Genomic DNA, 20,892 nt, shown 5'->3' with positions numbered 1-20,892 from the left:
TGTATATCGTACATTAATTTTTTAATCCAGAAAAAAATGGTTTTTTTGTATATCACAAATCACCATCAATGTACGAAGAAAAGGAGGGGCTTGAAGTTACAGCAGAGGATCTGTACAAGCAGAAAGACAAAATGTACGTGGCTACAGATTGTATCATATTTGGGTTTGACTCGGGCAGCCTCAAACTGCTGTTATTCAGGCGCAGGGTTTCACCTTTGGAAGGAAACTGGTCACTTATTGGCAGCTTTGTAAAGCTTAATGAAGATGTTGGAACAGCAGCAAAGCGAGTGCTTGAAGAGATCACTGGTCTTAAAGACGTCTATATGGAGGAGCTGAAGGTGTATGGTGCGGCCGACAGGGATCCCGGGTTTAGATGTATTTCAATAGCTCAATACGCCTTGATCCGCTTAAATGAATATGATAGGGAACTGGTAAAGGAGTTTGGCGCGGAATGGTTTGATGTGAATGAACTTCCTGAACTAGTTCTTGATCACGAACAAATGGTTCGCGATGCTCTGGATAAACTTAAACAAAAAGCAAGACTGCAGCCGCTAGGTTTCGAATTGCTTCCGGAGAAATTTACAATTCCCCAGTTACAGAATGTCTATGAGGTGATCTTTCAGAAGGAACTGGATCCACGCAACTTCCGTAAGAAAGTTCTTTCACATAATGTGATTGTAAAGCTTGAAGAAAAGGATAAATCTTCTTCTAAAAGAGGCGCTTTCCTGTACCAGTTCGACAAGGATCGGTATCAGAAGCTCATTCAGAAAGGGAACGACTTCGAGGTTTGGTAAGAGATTTTACCAGTTGTCGATTTTTTCCGAAAAAGCTTTTGCATTTCCTAAATAATGGTAATATTTACATTTAATATTCTGCTGCATGAAATCGGAGTTAAAATACTTCATTTTAGCCTGTTTAACCCTTACTTTTTTTAGCTGCGAGGCCCTACGTCGCACTGAAAAAGTAGGGGAACAGCAGAAGTCTTCTCGCGAGGTCACAAATTTTGTGGACGGGTGGTTGTTCCAGAGAGGAACAACTGCTACTGCAGCCTCAAATGGAGAGTGGGAAGAAGTAGTACTTCCGCACACCGTAAAAATTGAACCTTTAGTTGTAAACGACCAATGGCAGGGCACTTCCCTTTATCGAAAGGATTTTTCTGTAGGAGAGATCAATAAAGAAAAGTGGTTCTTCCATTTTGAAGGAGTTATGCAGGAGGCCCGGGTTTATATAAATGAATCCCTGGTTGAGACACATAAGGGAGGATATCTTCCGTTTACGATTGATGCCACTACACATCTCAAGGAAAACTCGTTAAATCGCATGGAGGTAGAGGTGACTAATGTCGATGATCCTACTATTCCTCCAGGAAAACCTTTAGCCGATCTGGATTTTAATTATTACGGCGGAATCTACAGAAACGTCCACCTAATAAAGACTGGTAATATATACATTACAGATGCTGTCGAGGCCAACGAAGTTAATGGTGGCGGTATCCTGGTGCATTTCGATAGTATTTCAGCTGAAAGTGCCTCGGGATTTGTAAAGGTACAGGTACGAAACGAATCTGATGAAAATAGAGATCTCGGACTTCGCATTTCCATGGTTTCAGAAGGAGGACTAAAAAAGACCTTTTTGACACCTGTCAAAAATGTCATTTCAAAGGGTAGTTTTCATTTCGTTCAGGACATTGCGCTGAAGCAGCCACAGTTATGGTCGCCTACAGCTCCCAACTTATATGAGCTAACAGTCGAAGTTCTAAACCGGGGGGAAGTAGTGGATAAGATAAGTCTTACCACCGGGATAAGAAGTATTGAATTAAAGGAAACTGCTTTTATTCTCAACGGGGAAGAATTTTTCATCAATGGTACTAACCGGCACCAGGAATACCCGTATGTTGGCTATGCACTGTCAGACGAGGCCAATTACAGGGATGCATATAAGATCAAAGAAGCGGGTTTCAATTTTGTAAGGCTCTCGCATTATCCACATGCGACATCTTTTTTAGAAGCCTGTGATGAACTCGGCCTGCTGGTGATGAATGCGATCCCTGGCTGGCAATTCTTTGCGGAAGGAGAATTCGCTGAAAATGCACTTCAGGATATCAGGGATATGGCGCGAAGAGATAGAAATCATCCCAGCGTCGTTTTTTGGGAAAACTCCCTGAATGAGTCCGGTATGACTGCGGCATTTATTCAGAAGGCGAACGAGGTCCTGAGGGCAGAATTACCATATAATGATGTGTACACAGCGGGTTGGATGGATCATCCTGCGTATGATCTTTTCATTCCTGCCCGCCAGCACGCTAAACCACCATTTTACTGGAATAATTACGATAAGCCTGGAAGACCCATTCTCATTGCAGAATACGGCGACTGGGAATACTACGCGCAAAATGCAGGATTCAATCAAAAGGCTTTTAATGATCTTCAGGAAGAGGAACGTACCAGTCGCCAGCTTCGCGGGGCAGGTGAAAAGCGACTTTTACAGCAGGCGCTCAACTTCCAGGAAGCCACTAATTCGAACCTGAAAGGAAGGCAAACTATTGGCATGTCCAACTGGCTCATGTTTGACTATAACAGAGGATATGCAGATGATCTTGAAGCTTCAGGCATTTCAGACATTTTTCGAATTCCGAAGTTTAGTTTCTATTTTTATAAGAGTCAAAAAAGACCATTTTCGGGTGCCTTTTCAGAACCTATGGTTTATATTGCCAGTTACTGGCAGCAAGCCTCTTCAACAGATATTACTGTTTACGGCAATACAGAAGAGGTTGCACTTTATCTCAATGACAGCTTGATTGAAAGGAAACAGCCATCAAAAGATCCATTTTCAGATGAATTGTGGTCTCCGCCATTTAAGTTCGAAGTTGAAAGTTTTGAGGCAGGAGCTCTCAAAGCTGTAGGTTACATTGATGGGGAGGAAGTAGCAACACACCTTGTGCAAACTCCACTTGAGCCAGCGAAGATTGAGCTTTCCCTTGATACTTCGGGCAGGGAAATAGCCACAGCTCATCCCGATGTCGTCTTCGTATATGCCAGGATTCTGGACAGGAATGGTACTCTGGTACCCAATGCAAATTTGCCGGTAAGCTTTACTCTTGAAGGTGAAGATGCAGAACTGCTAGGTGAAAATCCAAAACCTGCGGAAGCCGGTATTGCTACAATTCTTCTTAAAACGAAAGAGTTCATAGAGCCTTTAATACTCAAGGCTTCTGTAGAAGGCCTGCCCGCGGCAAGCCTTACAATTAAATAGAAAACTTATGAAATATTCGCTAAGACTAAGGTATTTATTACTTTTTTGCGTCCTGATTTTTGCTAAGGATCACGCCCTCTCCCAGGGTGTCAAAAATGACAAAAAAGCTGATGTTTATGTGGACCAAAGCGGGGTAATGCGCTGGAGCCATAATAAGAAGGAAGTCACAGGGTTTGGAGTGAATTATTCGGTACCCTTTGCTCACGCTTTTCGCACTGGTAAAAAGCTTGATACAGATCTTAAGAAGGCAATGCAGGAAGATGTTTACCATTTCTCTCGCCTGGGCTTTGATCTGTACCGCATTCATGTTTGGGACACCGAAATAAGCGATGAAGAGGGAAATCTTCTGAAAAATGAACAACTGGATCACTTTGACTTTCTCATCAACGAATTGAAATCGAAGAACATTAATTTTGTTCTGACTCCTATAGCTTACTGGGGCGGTGGCTGGCCCGAACCTGATACCGAAACTCCAGGCTTTTCTCATAAATATGGCAAAGCGGGAAGTTTGACCCATCCAGATGCTATAAAAGCACAGGAGAATTATCTTGCACAGTTCCTGAATCATGTAAATCCCTATACCGGCCTGGCCTATAAGGAGGAACCCAATGTAATCGCTTTTGAAATAAGTAATGAGCCGCATCACCGGGAGAGTCCGGAGAAAGTACAGGAGTTTATTGAGAAAATGATCTCTTCAATGAGGTCTACAGGAACTAAAAAGCCAATTTTTTACAACGTTACCCACAGCATCCATCTGGCAGAAACTTATGCCGAAGCGGGTATCGATGGCGGCACCTTTCAATGGTATCCTACCGGCCTTGGTTTTGGCAAGGAACTGGAAGGAAATCTTTTACCGAATGTAAATAAATATGAGATTCCGTTTGAGGAGGTGTGGAAGAAAAATGGACTGGCCAGGCTGGTATATGAATTCGATGCTGCCGATGTAATGAAATCCTATATGTATCCGGTAATGGCGCGCAGTTTCAGGCAGGCAGGCATTCAAATAGGGACTCATTTTGCTTATGATCCAACTTTTATGGCAGCTCATAATACCGAGTATGATACGCATTACATGAACCTCGCCTATACGCCTTCAAAGGCCCTGGCATTGATGATAAGCGGGGAAGTTTTCAGGGAACTTCCATTGTATGCAGAGCTGGGAAAATATCCGAAAAATCTAAACTTCGGAAATTTCAGAATAAGTTATAAAGACGACCTGGCGGAATTGAATTCAGACGAAAAATTTATTTATACCAATGCTACTGAAAGCCTTCCGAAGAATTCGAAGCAGCTGAAGCAGATTGCCGGCTTCGGAAGCTCTCCCGTTGTTAAATACAAAGGCAAAGGGGCATATTTTCTCGACAAATTAGAGCGTGGGGTATGGAGGCTCGAAGTAATGCCCGATGCTGTGCTGATCGATAATCCCTTTGGAAATAATAGTTTAAAAAAGACGCTGGCGGTAATTCGCCATGCAGAATGGGAAATGCAGGTGATACTCCCAGATTTAGGCTCAGGTTTTAAAATTGAGCAAATAAATGGAAACAGCGAAGTATCAAAAAATGCTGAAGTCACAGAATTTCTGATTAGCCCGGGAACTTATATAATCTCCAAAAAGGGCAAAAAACGCAAGGCTTCATATCCCGGATGGTATGCTGAGGATCTTAAAGCATTCGTAGCTCCCGAAACTACCGTAGATAAGACCTATGTGGTTCACGAGCCATTAAAAGTCCTTTCAGAAGGTGCAGCTCATGAAATTTCAGCCAGGGTTGTTGCCGGAGAGCCTGTAGAGCGGGTGGAAGCCTGGTTCAGGAACGGGAACACCTATGATAGTGTGCAGCTTCAGCAGGTGAGTCCTTATCATTATTCGGGCAGCATTCCTGAAAAGCTCCTCAAAAATGGCTTTTTAGAGTACCGGATTATTACAACTACTCCAGCCGGAACAAGAACTTTTCCGGGAGGCCAGGAAGGGAATCCGGGGCAGTGGGATTTTGATCCAGATGAGCCCTATACTACAAGAATTGTTAAGGCAAATGCTCCTGTGTATCTATTCGATGCTGCAATTGATGCAGATGGAGTAGTAGGGAAGTGGTTGCCCAGTATCAACGTGGTGCCTCATGCAAATTATGGAGAGGCAGAATACCAGGTCAATGTTGACAGTTTATTTGAAAAAGATCCGGAGAATCTGGATGCCGAACCGGTTTATGATTACTCTTTCAGATACAATTTTGAAAGAAAATGGGAGGGAAGAGAGGAAGCCCTTTCCGAAAAGAAAAAATTAATAGTTAAAGCTCGTGCTTTAAATGACAAGCCGCTTAAACTACAAGTGGCCCTGGTAATGAACAATGGGGCAGCTTTTGGAAAGACTTTGTTGTTACAGCCCAACACTGCTGAATATGAGCTCCAACTTTCTGACTTATTGCCAGTGCAAACAGTCACTTTACCCAGACCTTATCCAACATTCCTGCCGCTGTATTTTGAACATGACGTTAAGGAACCCTTCAGGCTTGAGGCTGCTGAAAGTATCCAGTTCTCAATAGGTCCCGAACTTTCAGAAGCTGAGCTAAAAGAACAGCATGGCGTGGGAATTATTTCCGTGAGACTGGAGTAGGTTGAGATGCAAAGAAAACTCTCTATATTCCGGGGAATCGAATTAAATCTTCTTTCCAGAGTGACGGGGATTCGCCAAAATACAAAAAAGGAAAGCCGGTCAATGGACCGGCTTTCCTTTTTATCATACTTATTTAAAGTTTATTCCATAATAGAGTAGATCGCATAACCATTAGCAGGGGCACGAAGCGTGACTTTTCCATCGGAACCTGTGGAGGTTTGAAAATCGATACTGTTGCTGTAATCCATTACCGGAGTAGCATTCCAGTTTGTCTGGATATTCGCGCGGGCTTTCACATTGCCCGAAGTGTTGATGTAAAGGATCATACCAGGATTTGAACTGGTCCCATTTCTTTTCATTACATATTCATCATCATCTACATAAAGAACCTCTGTTTCACCCGTAGCAATGGTATTATGGATAAGGATCAATTGATCCAGTTTTGCCTGAAAATTTTCATTCTCATAATCCAGGTAGAAAACTGTTGGATATCCAGGATGAGTAAGAATAAAGGCGTAAGCCTTTAATTTGTTCTCGGGAGCAATCTTATTATCTTCATGAGAATCCTTTTCAGTGTCATGGTTGGCAGTAAAAGTAACTGCCTTGTCTGGGTAATTCTGCCAAACCATATGGCGGGTAAGGTAGGTAAGGTCATCAAAGCGATCAAAAGCTTCTTCAAGTTTATAGAAGGTTGCAAAGTCAAAAACTCCTGCTCCTGTAGCTTCAATGTAGGCCTCAAGAACATCTGGATTTCCATCCCAAAGTTCAGCAACCGAGAATCCTCCCACAGCATCAAGCCATTCTTTTACTACCCAAGGCTCAAAACCTAGTACATAATCGAATCTCCAGCCATCAAAACCGACCTCATTCTTATAAAATTCTGCAACCGAGTAATCTTTCTCCCATAACCAATCCTGCACATATTGCTGGTTATGGTCAAGGTTGGTCTCTTCATAGAATAAACTTCCGGGATCATAAGGGCTGGTGCTGTTTGGATAAAAGTTTTCATAGTTTCGGTTGAATTTCCCAGAAGCATTACCATGTTCCTCATCAAACAAGGTCCAGGTCTCTTTTTCTCTGTAAGGATTCCATTCCAATCCGCCACCCGAGTTGTGGTTGAGCACGATATCGGCGATCACTTCGATGCCATTGGCATTTGCTGTTTCTATTAAGTTATCGAGTTCTGCACGAGATCCAAATCTGGTTTCGGTAGTTTGATGATTAAAATAATCTCCAAGATCAAAATAATCGGCAACATCATAGCCCATGGAATAGCCTCCGGATTGGCCTTTGGAAGCAGGAGGTAACCAGATGCGATCAATACCTGCATCTGCCCAGTCATCCACTTTTTCTGAAAGCAGGTCCCACCATCCATGTCGAGGTTCAACATCCCAGTAAAATGCCTGCATCATGACTCCGCTACCATTGCTGTAGCTGGCAAGGTCAAGAGGCTGGGCCGCAGCGGGAGGTGGATCTACAGGGCCTTCACCTGGGCCTGGATCTGGAGTATTACCTCCATCATCTCCTGAGCATGATACCAGGGTGAAAAAGATCAATAACAGGAGTAAGAATAAATTTTTGTTTTTCATATGTATAGATTTTAATCGAAAAAGGCTGCCGTGAAGCAGCCTTTTAATAAGTCTTATAGATTATTCGTCTGCAGAGGGAGGGATAAGAATATATCTTCCTGTAAGATCATTTAACCAGATCTCATAGGTTCCTTCTTCTACAGGAATGTTTGGTCCACCAAGGGTTGCTTTACCAGATAAAGGTGTATCACCGCCCCAGTTCACATCCCACGCATCTCCTGCACGGAATTTGATCTCACCGTCCTTGAGTTCCATTCCAGTAATGTACCATAAGTGCGGGTTGAACGCAGACTGGGTCATATCAACATCAGACGCCCATCCATCGGCTCCGGTATTGTGCAGCCCCTGAGTACCACTTCCCAGAATTCCGATTGTAGTATAAGTTGCAGCACCTGAAGCATCATAAGGTTCAAAAGAATAGGTCATTTCCTCTGCGTTCACAGTAAGTGTATAGTAACCTTCTGTAGCAACAGTGAAGGCACCAGGATCACCACCAAGAATATCACTACTGGTCAAAGTACCATTATCAAGCCCCCATTGTGGTTGCCACTGGCCTCTCACTTCAAGAAGTTTAAATTCTCCTGCCAGGAACTTTCCTGTAAAGTGGTAAAGATTTGGATTTGTAGGATCCCTGAATAATGGAAGGTTATTTGCGTTGTTGTTCCAGTTATCTGGTGTAGCATTACCTACAAGATAGAATTCTCTCAGATCGATTTCCTCTTCTCCAGTCTGCTCAGGAAGTACAACAGTGATCGCCTGAACTTCTGAAGTATGAGCCAGTTCTCCAGCAGTACCTGCAGATGCAACCACTCTTACAAAAATAGTTCCTGTATTTGGAGCTTCGGTGGCTGGATCATTATCCAATCCTGCATCTTCAGCAAGATCCATGAGCTGACTTACTTTAATGGCAAGGTTATTACCTGAAGTTGTTCCAAAAATAGTAAAGTCAGAGAAGTCCGATGTAGTAGAACCCTGTACCTCATAAACGATGTTAGTTGGGACGTCAAGCTCGATTTCATTCCAAACAAAACGTTCGGCCGTGTTTTCTGCAGTGGCACTGGTCAAAATGTAGGTGGAAGAAAAAGTATTTACAAAGCTAATCCCTTCGGGATCTGGTTGCGCGATGAAAACCACATCATCGTCTGACGTACATGCATTAAAGCCTGTAAGTGCAACTAAAGCTAAAATTAATATTGATATTTTTTTCATTGTTCTTGGTTTATGTAATTAGTATCCTGGGTTTTGTGTTAAGTTGGTGTTCACACCTAAATCTGATGCTGGAATAGGGTAAAGATCACGGAAAGCGGCTGTTGTCATTCCCTGCGGAACATTACCTTTCCATGCCCATACTCCCTGGCTGGTGAATTGTCCAAACCTTACAAGGTCTGTACGGCGATGTGCTTCCCAATAAAGCTCTCTTCCTCTTTCTGCAAGAATAAAATCTAAAGTGAGGTCATTGGCAGAAATTGTTCCGCCACTTTCATAAGCTCTGTCTCTTAATTCATTGATATAGCTAACGGCCTGGCTCTGGCTACCACCACCTCCACGAAGTACAGCTTCTGCATACATTAGGTATACATCGGCAAGCCTGAACATCGGGAAGTCGGTATCGGGATGTTCTCCTGTAGGATCAGATCCTGGGTTTCCTTCACTGTCCACGTTACGGAATTTTGCAACCGCATAGCCATCCTTGAATCTTGTGATATCACGAATTTCAAGACGTTGTCCTTCAGTAAAGAACATTTCTCGCTCATCCTGTGACTCAGCACCACCTGGAAATAGACTTACGAACTGCGGAGTAGTTCTTAAACCTCCCCAACCAGAATTAACTCCAAACTCTGCTGGAACCATATCACCTCCAATGGGCGCTCTAATGATGAAGGTCATTCCTCCAAAGGAACGAGTCTCTAGACCGTCAAAGGCAATAGGGAAAATGATCTCATTCTGAGCTCCGTTAGTGTTATTATCTGCCAGGAATAACTTCTGGTAATCATCTACGAGCGTATAACCAGCGTTGATCACTTTTTCTGAATAGGTGATCACATCAGCATACCTTTTTGTTCCAGTGTATTCTTCTGCATTCAAATATAATTTAGCAAGAAGCGTCCATACTGCAGCTCGGTCTGCACGGCCATATTCGTTTTGTCTTGCAGGAACCATTTCATTTTCAATGGCTAACAATTCGCTTTCAATAAAAGTGAACAGGTCGGCACGTTGAATTTGTTCAGGTAAGAACGCACCAACGGGGTCGTTTTCAGAAATAAATGGTGGGTTTCCAAAGAGATCAAGTGCGTGATAATAGCTTAAAGCTCTTAAAAAACGGGCTTCGGCACGAAACTTCACTATTTCCTCACGCGTCGCCTGGTCTACACCATAAGCATTAAGATTAGCGTCACTGGTCTCTCGGATAAACGCATTGGTTTGCGCCACCTGATAGAGAATACGGGAATACATGGTTCGAATGAATTCATTCCCTGATGTCCAGGTCTGGGCATGAAGGGTAAGAATGGTTCCATCGTTCCATCCAATCACAGCTTCTTCTGTTGGCAATTCCTGAAGCATCCAGTAAAGGCGAAGGTACTGTGAGAAACCTTCATCGAGTCCAATTAGATCTGGGTTTCCAGCAGGTCCCTGCTGTCCACTTACTGCAAGTCCTGCATACAGCTTCGCCAGGAACTGCTTATAGGCTTCTGCATCCTGGAAGATTTCTCCCGGGGTTTGCCGGTTATCTTCTGGAGACAATTCCAGTTCACTCTCACAAGCCCCGAGAACTGTGAGGCTCAGTAAAATGAGAAAGAAAGATTTTACTTTATTATACATAGTCATATTTTTTTAAAATTGAAGGTTTAAGCCCAATACAAAAGTTCTTGGTCTTGGATAGAAGTTATTATCTATTCCGCCGGCGATTTCAGGATCAAGGCCTTCATAATCTGTAATGGTCAAAATGTTAGTCGCAGTTAAAGAAGCCCGGAAATCAACTTTTTCGCCCGGAATCAGATATCCAACAGAAACGTTATCAAGCTTTACAAAGTCGGCACTTCTCACGTAATAATCTGAAAAGAACTGGCTGTTTCTAAAGTTTGTTTCAAGAACATTTGCATTAAAGTTAGAGTAATAGGCTTCTGGAGTAACGGTACCGGCAGTTCTAAATCCAGTACTTGACTGGGTATTGTTGTACATATAACCTCCAAAGCTTCCTCGGAATGTAAAGCTGAAATCGAAATCCTTATAAGTGAAATTGTTGGTCAATCCCATAAAGAAGTCGGGGCGTCCTTTTTTGTAAGGCTGTCTATCGGCTTCAGTGATCACATTATCTCCGTTTACATCAACGTAGGCACCTTCTATAGGTTGTCCATCTTGATCATAAACCTGTCTGTATACAAAGAAAGTGGTAGGATCAATACCTTTTTTCCACAACTGGATGGTGTTACCAACCCCACCGCTTATTCCTCCCTGAGGAATAAAAAAGCCCGGGTTATTTCCAAGATCCAGTCTGGTGATCTCAAGATCCTCAAAAGTAATGTTGTAATTGACATTCCAGTCAAGCTTATCTGTACGCACTACTCCGGCATTAAGACCAATTTCAAGACCTTTACTTACGGTTTCACCCACGTTGGTGACAAGTTGATCTGACAGGTTAGAACCTGCAGGAACAGGAACCTGAGCTAAAAGTCCATCGGTTGTTCTGTGATAGGCATCTACACTTCCGGTAAATCGATTACTGAAAAATCCGAAATCAAGCCCCACGTTATAAGTTTGAAGTTCTTCCCACCTAAGATCGGCATCAAATTCCTCTGGTCTTAAAGTGCGGTAAAAGCGATCTCCGAATTGGTAGCTTGCACCTGCGGCACTTGGAGTATAAACGTTGATGTAACCATAGTTAGGTCCAATCTCCTGGTTTCCGGTCACCCCGTAACCTGCTCTAAGTTTTAGCTCAGAAAAAGTATTGGAATCTTTCAGGAACGCTTCGTTATTGATTTTCCAACCCACAGAAAGAGCAGGGAAGGAGCTCCAGCGGTTTTTTTCGCTGAATCTTGAAGATCCATCCATACGATAACTCGCAGAAATCAAATACCTGTCTAAAATGTCAAAACTCGCGCGTGCAAAGTATGATTCCAAAGCATTCCTGTTAATTGACCTGTCTCTCTCCACCCATACGTTGTTTTCAGTAAATCGAGATTTGCTGGTGCTGTAGAACTCCTGGAAAGAGTGCCCTGCAGTTAGATCGACGTTCGTGCTTATTGCTTCCAGGTAAGGCTTATAGTTAAAGTAAAAATCTAACAGGGTGTTCCTGTTGAATCCTCCGTAGATCTCCTGATTTGGAATATCCTGAATAACAGTAGCGGCAGTGGTGGGAACAAAACTAAATCCGTCATTTTCGGCGTAATCCACCCCGGCATTAAGATTGAATCTCAGATCTTCGATCAAGGGAATTCGATAGTCAACGTTAAAGTTGGAGATCACACGTTTTGTTTCACCTTCGGCATCTCTTTGAAGTAATAATGCCAGCGGGTTTCGTGTTGCTTGTTGAAGAGCTTCATCGTTTGCGTTGCGGAATTCAAAAAAGCCACCAAAAGGACTTGTTGCATCATAAACTGACTGAGTTGGATCGAAACCAACAGCAGCTCCAATTGCGCCCTGTTCTGCAAAATGGTTTGCATCTATACTCGCTTTAGTAGTAAGTGTAAGTTTCAGGTCATTGTCAAGTAAATCTGTATTTAAGGCAATGTTTAAAGCATTTCTTTCGTATAAATCTGTTTTCAAGACTCCCGTTTGAGAAGTATTGTTGTAATTGATACGGTAATAGAAATTTTCAAAACCCTGGGCTACTGTGAAGTTGTGGATCGCTCCAACTGCTGTTTGATAGATCTCATCCTGCCAGTCGGTATCACTTTCTCCTAATAATCCAAGGTCTGTACCTTCAGTCGTTTCGATGATATTTCTGAACTGCGCGGCATCCAGAACATCCACATAATCTGTAACTGTTCCTACAGAGGCTTTAAGATCATATTCAAAGGTGAGATCTGCTCCTCTTTTCCCTTTTTTGGTGGTAATAAGAATTACCCCGTTTGATGCTCTTGACCCATAAATAGCAGTAGCCGATGCGTCTTTAAGAACAACAAAATCTTCTATTTCATTAGGGTTAATAGCATTGAGCTGGTTTCGCACACCCTGCACTCCTCGTTGGTCTAATGGTAGTCCATCAACAACAATAAGCGGGTCATTATTCGCAGAAAGAGAAGATCCTCCACGAATTCTAATTTGTGCACCACCTCCAGGAGCTCCGTTACCAGAAGTAATTCTAACTCCGGCAGATTTACCTGCTATAAGTTGTTCAGGTGAAACGATCGCACCGCGGTTAAAATCTTCGGTTGAGATCTGTTCCACCGCACCAGTAGCATCCTGTCTTCTGGTGGATCCATATCCAATCAATACTACTTCTTCAAGAACAGCAGTATCGGGTTGTAACTGAACGTTGATAGTTTGTTGACCTGTAAACGGGATCTCCTGAGAGGCAAATCCTAAATATGACACTACAATGACGTCATCAAGATTTACACCGTCAAGGGTATATTCCCCGTCGAAATTGGTTGTGGTACCATTTGTGGTACCCTTAATCACTACGTTAGCTCCCGGTATGGGCATACCGGTATCCCTTTCGGTGATAATTCCGCTAATCGTGGATTGTGCAAAAAAGCTCATTGGCATCATAAACAACAGAAGCAATGTGCTTTTAATTAATGTTCTCATAAAATTGCGTTGTTAGGTTTTACTTAATTTTAACCTTGTATTTCTACTTCCCGGGACTAAAAGTAATCTTTTTAAAAAGACGAAGAGGTATTAAATGGGGCCACAGGGGTTCGAAAACGTTTTCGTGTTGAAAACTTTATTATAAACTAAATTTAACCTTAATTTATAATAGATTTGTCATTTTTAGCAGAATTATTTTATCTCATTATTAAAGCATGAAACCTAAACTTACGCTAAAGCAAATTGCAAGGGAACTAGATGTCTCTGTTTCAACTGTCTCTAAAGCTTTGCGTGACAGCGTGGAGATAAGTGAAGAAACCAGGCTCAAGATCAAGGCTTTTGCAAAGCTTTACAATTACAAGCCAAACAATATTGCCCTGAGTCTTAAAAACCGAAAAACAAGAACTATAGGTCTCGTACTGCCAGAGATAGTTCATGATTTTTTTGCTACGGTGATAAGTGGTATTGAGGAAGTTGCTAACCAAAAAGGATATAACGTTCTAATATGTTTATCAAATAATTCCTTTGACCGGGAGGTCATGAATATGGAAATGCTGGCGAACGGAAGTACAGATGGTTTCATTATTTCTGTTGCAAAGGAAACTCAGCAAAAGGAAGATTATCATCACCTTGAAGAAGTGATAAATCAGGGCATGCCCATAGTATTAGTAGATAGAGTAGTAGACCAGCTCACCTGCGACAAAGTGATCATAGATGATTCTGAAGGGGCGAAAAATGCAGTGCAGCATCTCATTGATTCGGGCTGCAAGAAAATTGCTATTATTACCACAGTAGACTATGTAAGCGTAGGGAAACTTCGAACAGATGGATACCTGGAAGCGTTGACATCCAACAATATTGAGATAGATGAGGATCTAATTCTGAAAATTGAAAATGTTGATCAAAGTCAGGACGAGATCAATGAATTTCTATTAACAAGAGAAGTAGATGGGATCTTTACAGTAAATGAGCAATTTGCTACAAGTGCTGTAAAGGCGATCAATCTTAAAGGCAAATCGGTTCCGGAAGATGTACTGGTATTCAGTTTTTCCGACGGGGAATTATCCCGAAGGTTCATTCCATCAATCAGCACCGTCGATCAGCACGGGGCTGCGATGGGTGCAAAGGCAGCAGAATTGCTAATTGAAAGGCTTGAAAATACTGTTGAGGAAGAAAATTTTCAGACTGCCCTTGTTAAGACCAGCCTTATAGAAAGAGAATCTAGCAGAAGAATTAAATCCTCGGCTGTATAATTTAAATTGTTATATTTGCTTCGATTTTTATCAAAACTTTGTATTTCTTCTCCCCTTTAAAAGTTTTGATAAGTCTAATAAGCTTATCGTAATCTAATACTACGATAATGCAAAAACGCACACTGAGTTTTTGGGAGATCTGGAACATGAGTTTCGGATTTCTGGGTATACAATTCGGCTTTGCCCTTCAAAATGCCAACACTTCTCGAATATTTGAAACCCTGGGAGCAAATGTGGATCAGATCCCTATTTTGTGGATCGCGGCACCCGTTACCGGACTAGTAGTTCAACCTATCATTGGTTATTTTAGTGATCGCACCTGGACCCGGCTGGGTCGCCGCCGACCTTACTTTTTGGTAGGAGCTATACTATCTTCCATTGCCCTTTTTATCATGCCAAATTCACCTACGCTGTGGATAGCCGCAGGAACTTTGTGGATCATGGACGCTTCCATTAATATTTCCATGGAACCTTTCAGAGCATTTGTGGGGGATAATTTACCCGCACGGCAAAGAACGCTTGGTTTTTCCATGCAAAGCTTTTTCATTGGAATAGGAGCAGTGATAGGATCTCTGTTACCTTATATGTTTTCAAGCTGGTTTGGAATTAGCAACACAGCAGCCGAAGGCGTTATCCCAGATTCAGTGAAATGGTCCTTCTATGTAGGAGGTATAGTTTTCTTTCTCGCCGTTCTTTGGACCGTAATAAGATCTAAAGAATATTCCCCCGAAGAATTAGCCGCATTTGAACAGGCCGATAAGAAAATAACCCCTGTCAAAGAAACTGAGGAAGAAAGAGTAAGGAATATCAGGAACCAGCTTTACTATGGGATAGGAATGTTTGTCATTGGCGCTGGAGTAAGCTGGTACGTTTACGCCAACAGCCTGACCAAAGAATTGTACATTCTCTTTGTTGGCCTTATAGTAGCTGGATTACTCTTTATGGTCACCTCGGTGCTTCGGAAGCAAAAAGTAAAGAACGGATTTACTACGATCATAACCGATATGTTGAACATGCCCGAAACCATGAAGCAACTGGCATGGGTGCAGTTTTTCTCCTGGTTTGCGCTTTTTTCTATGTGGATCTATACCACAGCTGCTGTTACAGGACATGTCTTTGGCACTTCCGATCCCACTTCAGAATTGTATAACGATGCTGCAGATTGGGTGCCGGTAATGTTTACTGTTTATAACGGTGTGGCTGCAGCAGTAGCCTTTTTATTACCTGTGCTCGCAAGAAGAACCAGCAATAAAGTCACTCATCTTTTAGCCCTATGTGTAGGAGGAATAGGGTTGATCTCAATTTATTTCCTTTCCAGTAAAGCGGGTTTGCTCTTATCTATGGTGGGAGTTGGAGTAGCATGGGCAAGTATTTTATCCTTGCCTTATGCCATGCTCTCTGGTTCCCTGCCTTCAGCAAAAATGGGATATTACATGGGAGTTTTCAATTTTTTCATCGTGATCCCTCAAATTGTCGCTGCTACGATTTTAGGATATTTAATCAAAGAATTTTTTTCAAATGAACCTGTTTACGCATTAATTATTGGAGGATTTGCAATGATCCTCTCCGGATTGCTAACCCTTCGCGTGAAAACAAACAGGAAATTAGACATACATGAATAATACAAAAGGAATCATCTTCGACCTGGACGGAGTCATTGTAGATACTGCTAAATTTCACTATTTGGCCTGGAGAAAAATGGCGAACGACCTTGGCTTCGATATTACATTAGAACAAAATGAACAACTCAAAGGAGTGAGCAGAGTTCACTCTCTTGAACAGATCCTGGGATGGGGAAACAGAACTGTGAGCAGCACAGAATTTGCACAGCTCATGAGCTCCAAGAACGAAGACTACTTGAGTAGGATTGCCCACATGAATGACGAGGATCTTCTTCCGGGAGTGAAAACGATCCTTGATTTTTTAACAGAAAACCATATTCCATTTGCATTGGGTTCAGCAAGTAAGAATGCCCGGCCAATTCTCAAAGGATTGAAAATAGAGAAGCGATTCAAAGCCATTGTGGACGGGAACGATGTGACAAAAGCTAAACCCGATCCAGAAGTTTTTCTTATTGCCGCCCAAAAGCTAGACATGCAACCTGAGGATTGTGTTGTTTTTGAAGACTCTGTAGCAGGAGTGGAGGCAGCAAATCGTGCCGGAATGACAAGTATTGGAATAGGTGACAAAGAGATTTTAAAAGAAGCAGATCATAATTTTAATGATTTCACAGAAATATATATAGATTTTATAAAGCAAATAATTAAGAAATAAATGAATCAGGATTATATCATACCAGATAATTGGTCAATTCTGGAAGAAGGATTTGATGCAGCAAGAGTAGAGGCTTCCGAAAGCCTGTTTAGCCTGGGAAATGGAGCAATGGGACAGCGAGCCAATTTTGAAGAAAACTATTCGGGTAGCAGCTTTCAGGGAAGTTACATCGCGGGAGTTTACTATCCAGACAAGACAAAAGTGGGCTGGTGGAAAAATGGATATCCCGAATATTTTGCCAAAGTATTGAATGCACCCAACTGGATAGGGGTGAATGTTTATATCAATGGAGAAGAGCTTGATCTCAATACCTGTAAGGAGATTCGGTATTTCAGGCGAGAGCTCAACATGAAAGAAGGCTGGTACGAACGCAGTTTTACAGCTATCCTGCCCAACGAAGTGGAGGTTGCGGTAAAAGTGATAAGATTTCTATCCCTTAAAAGAAATGAACTGGGAGCAATCAATTTCGAGATCGAGCTAAAAAATACCGACGCAAATGTCATTTTTGAGCCCTATCTGGACAGCGGTATTACCAATGAAGATGCAAACTGGGAGGAGAAGTTCTGGGAAACCCTTAGCGTGAAATCTGTAGAAGAGCAGGCATTTGTTACCGCCAAGACGTTAAAGACAGAATTTCATGCAACTGCCTTCATGCAGTCCTCTTTGTTCAAAAACGGAAAAGTGCTCAATGCTGCTTTTGAGGAGAAAGTTCATGAAGATAAGATAAGCTTTACCTATTCTTCAGAAGTGAAGAAAGGCGACAAGATAGCGCTTCATAAGTTCGGAGGTTATGTGACCGACATGAATCATAAGCGTGAAAACCTGATAGCCGCTGCTCAGGCTGTCTTGGAAGGTGCCGTTTCAGCCGGGTTTGAAACTTTACTTCAGGAGCAAAAGGATGCCTGGGCGGGCATATGGGAAATGGCAGACATTGCAATTGAAGGTGATGTAAAGGCTCAGCAGGGAATCAGGTTTAATATTTTTCAGCTTAACCAGACATATCTAGGGGAAGATGCGAGATTGAACATAGGGCCTAAAGGTTTTACAGGTGAAAAGTACGGTGGCAGTACTTACTGGGATACCGAAGCTTACTGCATTCCTTTCTACATGGCGACAAAGAACCATGAGGTGGCGAGAAACCTTTTAACCTATAGGTACAACCATCTGGACAAGGCTATCGAAAATGCGAAAAAACTAGGCTTTTCTAATGGTGCCGCTCTTTATCCCATGGTTACTATGAATGGAGAGGAAAGCCATAATGAATGGGAGATCACTTTTGAAGAGATCCATAGAAATGGAGCTATGGTGGTTGCCATTAAAAGATATGTGGAGTATACCGGCGATTTTAGTTATGTGCCCGAAAAAGGGCTGGAGGTAATGATCGCTATTGCTCGATTTTGGCAACAGCGTGCAAATTACAGTACCAAAAAAGACAAATTCGTGATCCTCGGAGTAACAGGGCCCAACGAATATGAGAATAATGTGAATAATAACTGGTACACCAATTACATAGCAAAATGGTGTATTGACTATTGCCTGGCGTCCCTTGAAAAGGTTGAACGAGAATATGATTCAGATTTTAAGAGGATCATTGAGAAGACAGATCTCAAGGAGGAGGAATTAGCGAGATGGAAAGAAGTTTCTGAAAAGATGTACTTTCCTTATTCAGAAGAATATAAAGTTTTCCTGCAACAGGATAGTTTCCTGGATAAGGAGATCATTCCGGTAAGTGAGCTTTCACGAGCACAAAGACCTATTAATCAAAAATGGAGTTGGGACAGGATCCTTCGCTCCTGTTATATTAAACAAGCCGATGTATTACAGGGGTTCTACTTCTTTGAGGAGCATTTTTCAAAAGAAGAGCTCGAGAAGCATTTCGATTTTTATGAACCATTAACGGTTCATGAATCTTCGCTCTCCCCATGTGTGCACAGTATCCAGGCTGCCGCTCTGGGCAGGATGGACCAGGCTTACCAGTTCTATTTGCGCACCTCGCGCCTGGATTTGGATGACTACAATAATGAAGTGAAAGAAGGTTGTCACATAACCAGCATGGCAGGAACATGGATGAGTATTGTTGAAGGTTTCGGCGGAATGAGAGTGATCGATGGAAAACTTTCTTTCAATCCAAGAATTCCTGAAGGCTGGGATAGCTACTCTTTTAAGCTTAATTTCCGAAACCAGATCTTAAAGATCAGTGTCGCGCCACAAAAGACAAGTTTCTCCCTTGAAGGAACTGAGCCTCTCGAGATCCTTGTAAACGGAAAACCTGTAGCGGTGATGCCAAGCGTACTTTTAACTGTTTAAATTTTTAAAAATGAAGAAGTTTTTTTTCCTCTTGTTGCTGCTGGTAAGTGCTACGCTTACTGCACAGATTGACCGGGTAGAACCGCCCTTCTGGTGGAGTAATATGAATCTTTCTGAAGTGCAGGTAATGTTCTACGGAAAGAATATCTCCGAATTTGATGTGTCAACTCCAAAAGAAATGATCATCACCAACATCCGAAAGACTGAAAATCCAAACTACGTTTTTGTTAGCCTGCAAACTGAAGGATTAGCTTCCGGAAGTTATGAAATCAGGTTTTCCAAAAAGGGGAAAAAAGGCTTCTCTTATAAATACGAACTAAAACAACGGGAAGAAGGCTCTGCCCACAGAGTAGGATTTAATTCATCAGACGCTATCTACCTAATCATGCCCGACAGGTTTGCTAATGGAAATCCTGCTAATGATTCTCATCCCGAACTTCAGGAAAAGGCAGATAGAAATAATCCCGGAGGCAGACATGGTGGGGATATTGAAGGGATCATCAATAACCTTGATTACCTGGAAGATTTGGGTGTGACAGCCATTTGGAGCACTCCTTTGCTGGAAGACGATGACCCACGTTACTCTTACCATACCTATGCGCAAAGCGATGTGTACAGGATCGACCCCCGTTATGGAACTAACGAAGATTATCGCCGCCTCGCTAATGAAATGCACAAGCGCGATATGAAATTGATCATGGATTATGTGACGAATCACTGGGGAGGAGAACATTGGATGATCAAGGACCTGCCCACTTATGATTGGGTACATCAATTCCCCGGGTATAAGAATTCCAATTATCGGATGACTACCCAGTTTGATCCAAATCGTGCAGATATCGATAGGAAACTAAATGAAGATGGCTGGTTTGTTTCTACCATGCCCGATCTAAATCAAAGTAACCCTCTTGTACTCAATTATCTTATTCAGAATGCCATTTGGTGGATTGAATATGCCGGTTTGGATGGTTTTAGAGTGGATACCTATTCCTACAATGACAAAACAGGAATTGCCGAGTGGACCCAGGCGATCATGGAGGAATATCCCGACTTCAACATTGTGGGTGAAGTTTGGATGCATGACCAGGCACAGATCTCCTACTGGCAAAAAGATTCCCCGGTGGGGGCAATTCAAAGCTATAACAGCAACTTACCGTCGGTCATGGATTTCACGCTGCATGATGCTCTGATGACCATGTTCAACGAAGATGATATGGGCTGGGATCGTGGAATGGTGCGTGCTTACGATAATTTCGCCAATGATTTTCTATATGCAGACACCGATAATTTACTGGTATTTGCGGGTAATCATGATACTAATCGAATCAATGAGCAGTACCAGGGAGATCTTAAAAAATACAAATTAGCGCTCACTTTGGTTCTTACCACCAGAGGAACACCACAGTTATATTACGGAGATGAAATAGGAATGCGTGGCGACAAACCTGCCAAAGGAGACGCTGATATTCGCAGGGACTTTCCCGGAGGCTGGAGTAATGATTCCCAGTCTGCTTTTACTGCAGAAGGACGCACCCCGGAGCAAAATGAATTTCACGCTTTTACAAAAAAACTGCTGAATTATAGACAGGAAAACGAGGTGCTTCAAACCGGAAAGCTGTTGCAGTACATTCCCGAGAATAACGTTTACGTCTATTTCCGCTATAATCCGGAAGCAAGAGTAATGGTGGTGATCAATAATAATCCTGAACCCCAAACTCTAGATCTACAGCGATTTGCTGAAGGCTTGAATGGTGCAACCTCAGGAAGGGATATATTATCTGGGGAGGAACTGCAACTGGAAAATTCCCTGGAAATAGCAGGTAAAACATCTCTGGTTGTAGAATTAAAATAAATTTGA

At 42.4% G+C, this 20,892-nt stretch carries 12 protein-coding genes; 8 read left to right on the top strand and 4 right to left on the bottom strand.

Translation table 11 applies throughout. The features are described from left to right. Window positions 1–68 precede the first annotated feature (68 nt). The 3 genes from HC175_RS00175 (at window position 69) to HC175_RS00165 (ending at window position 5,860) form a co-directional block, all read left to right on the top strand. Entirely contained in the window at window positions 69–794 is a 726-nt protein-coding gene (locus tag HC175_RS00175) for an NUDIX hydrolase (RefSeq protein WP_168136504.1), read from the top strand. Between the two features lie 85 nt (window positions 795–879). After that, window positions 880–3,252, top strand: coding sequence for a glycoside hydrolase family 2 TIM barrel-domain containing protein (locus HC175_RS00170; RefSeq protein ID WP_168136503.1), 2,373 nt, complete (start codon window positions 880–882; stop codon window positions 3,250–3,252). A 7-nt stretch (window positions 3,253–3,259) separates the two neighbouring features. Continuing rightward, window positions 3,260–5,860: a glycoside hydrolase family 5 protein gene (locus HC175_RS00165; RefSeq protein WP_168136502.1), complete on the top strand. Its 2,601-nt coding sequence runs from the start codon at window positions 3,260–3,262 to the stop codon at window positions 5,858–5,860. A gap of 140 nt (window positions 5,861–6,000) precedes the next feature. Here HC175_RS00165 and HC175_RS00160 read toward each other — a convergent pair whose 3' ends face one another. From HC175_RS00160 to HC175_RS00145, 4 genes are read right to left on the bottom strand one after another with little or no spacing between them, the layout of a single operon-like run. Further along, window positions 6,001–7,449, bottom strand: a complete 1,449-nt coding sequence (locus HC175_RS00160) for an alpha-amylase (protein ID WP_168136501.1) — start codon at window positions 7,447–7,449, stop codon at window positions 6,001–6,003. Between the two features lie 60 nt (window positions 7,450–7,509). Then, window positions 7,510–8,658: a SusE domain-containing protein gene (locus HC175_RS00155; RefSeq protein WP_168136500.1), complete on the bottom strand. Its 1,149-nt coding sequence runs from the start codon at window positions 8,656–8,658 to the stop codon at window positions 7,510–7,512. 18 nt (window positions 8,659–8,676) lie between these two features. Continuing rightward, window positions 8,677–10,269, bottom strand: a complete 1,593-nt coding sequence (locus HC175_RS00150; RefSeq protein WP_168136499.1) for a RagB/SusD family nutrient uptake outer membrane protein — start codon at window positions 10,267–10,269, stop codon at window positions 8,677–8,679. A gap of 12 nt (window positions 10,270–10,281) precedes the next feature. Then, complete coding sequence (locus tag HC175_RS00145; RefSeq protein WP_168136498.1) at window positions 10,282–13,200, bottom strand: SusC/RagA family TonB-linked outer membrane protein; 2,919 nt, start codon at window positions 13,198–13,200, stop codon at window positions 10,282–10,284. A 215-nt stretch (window positions 13,201–13,415) separates the two neighbouring features. On the opposite strand from HC175_RS00145, the gene HC175_RS00140 reads away from it, so the two are divergent. From HC175_RS00140 to HC175_RS00120, 5 genes are all read left to right on the top strand, one after another. Beyond that, entirely contained in the window at window positions 13,416–14,453 is a 1,038-nt protein-coding gene (locus tag HC175_RS00140; RefSeq protein WP_168136497.1) for a LacI family DNA-binding transcriptional regulator, read from the top strand. Window positions 14,454–14,560: 107 nt separating this feature from the next. Further along, complete coding sequence (locus tag HC175_RS00135; protein ID WP_168136496.1) at window positions 14,561–16,075, top strand: MFS transporter; 1,515 nt, start codon at window positions 14,561–14,563, stop codon at window positions 16,073–16,075. Beyond that, on the top strand, window positions 16,068–16,727 hold the full coding sequence (pgmB, locus tag HC175_RS00130) for a beta-phosphoglucomutase (protein ID WP_168136495.1): 660 nt from the start codon (window positions 16,068–16,070) through the stop codon (window positions 16,725–16,727). Before HC175_RS00135 ends, pgmB begins: the two co-directional genes overlap by 8 nt. Next, window positions 16,728–19,034 carry a glycoside hydrolase family 65 protein gene (locus HC175_RS00125; protein ID WP_168136494.1) on the top strand — a complete coding sequence of 769 codons (2,307 nt, stop codon included), beginning with the start codon at window positions 16,728–16,730 and terminating at the stop codon, window positions 19,032–19,034. A gap of 10 nt (window positions 19,035–19,044) precedes the next feature. Continuing rightward, window positions 19,045–20,886, top strand: coding sequence for a glycoside hydrolase family 13 protein (locus HC175_RS00120; RefSeq protein WP_168136493.1), 1,842 nt, complete (start codon window positions 19,045–19,047; stop codon window positions 20,884–20,886). The last annotated feature ends 6 nt before the right edge of the window (window positions 20,887–20,892 follow it).

Source organism: Salinimicrobium oceani, from assembly GCF_012037645.1.
This window is presented reverse-complemented; position numbering and strand designations above follow the sequence as displayed.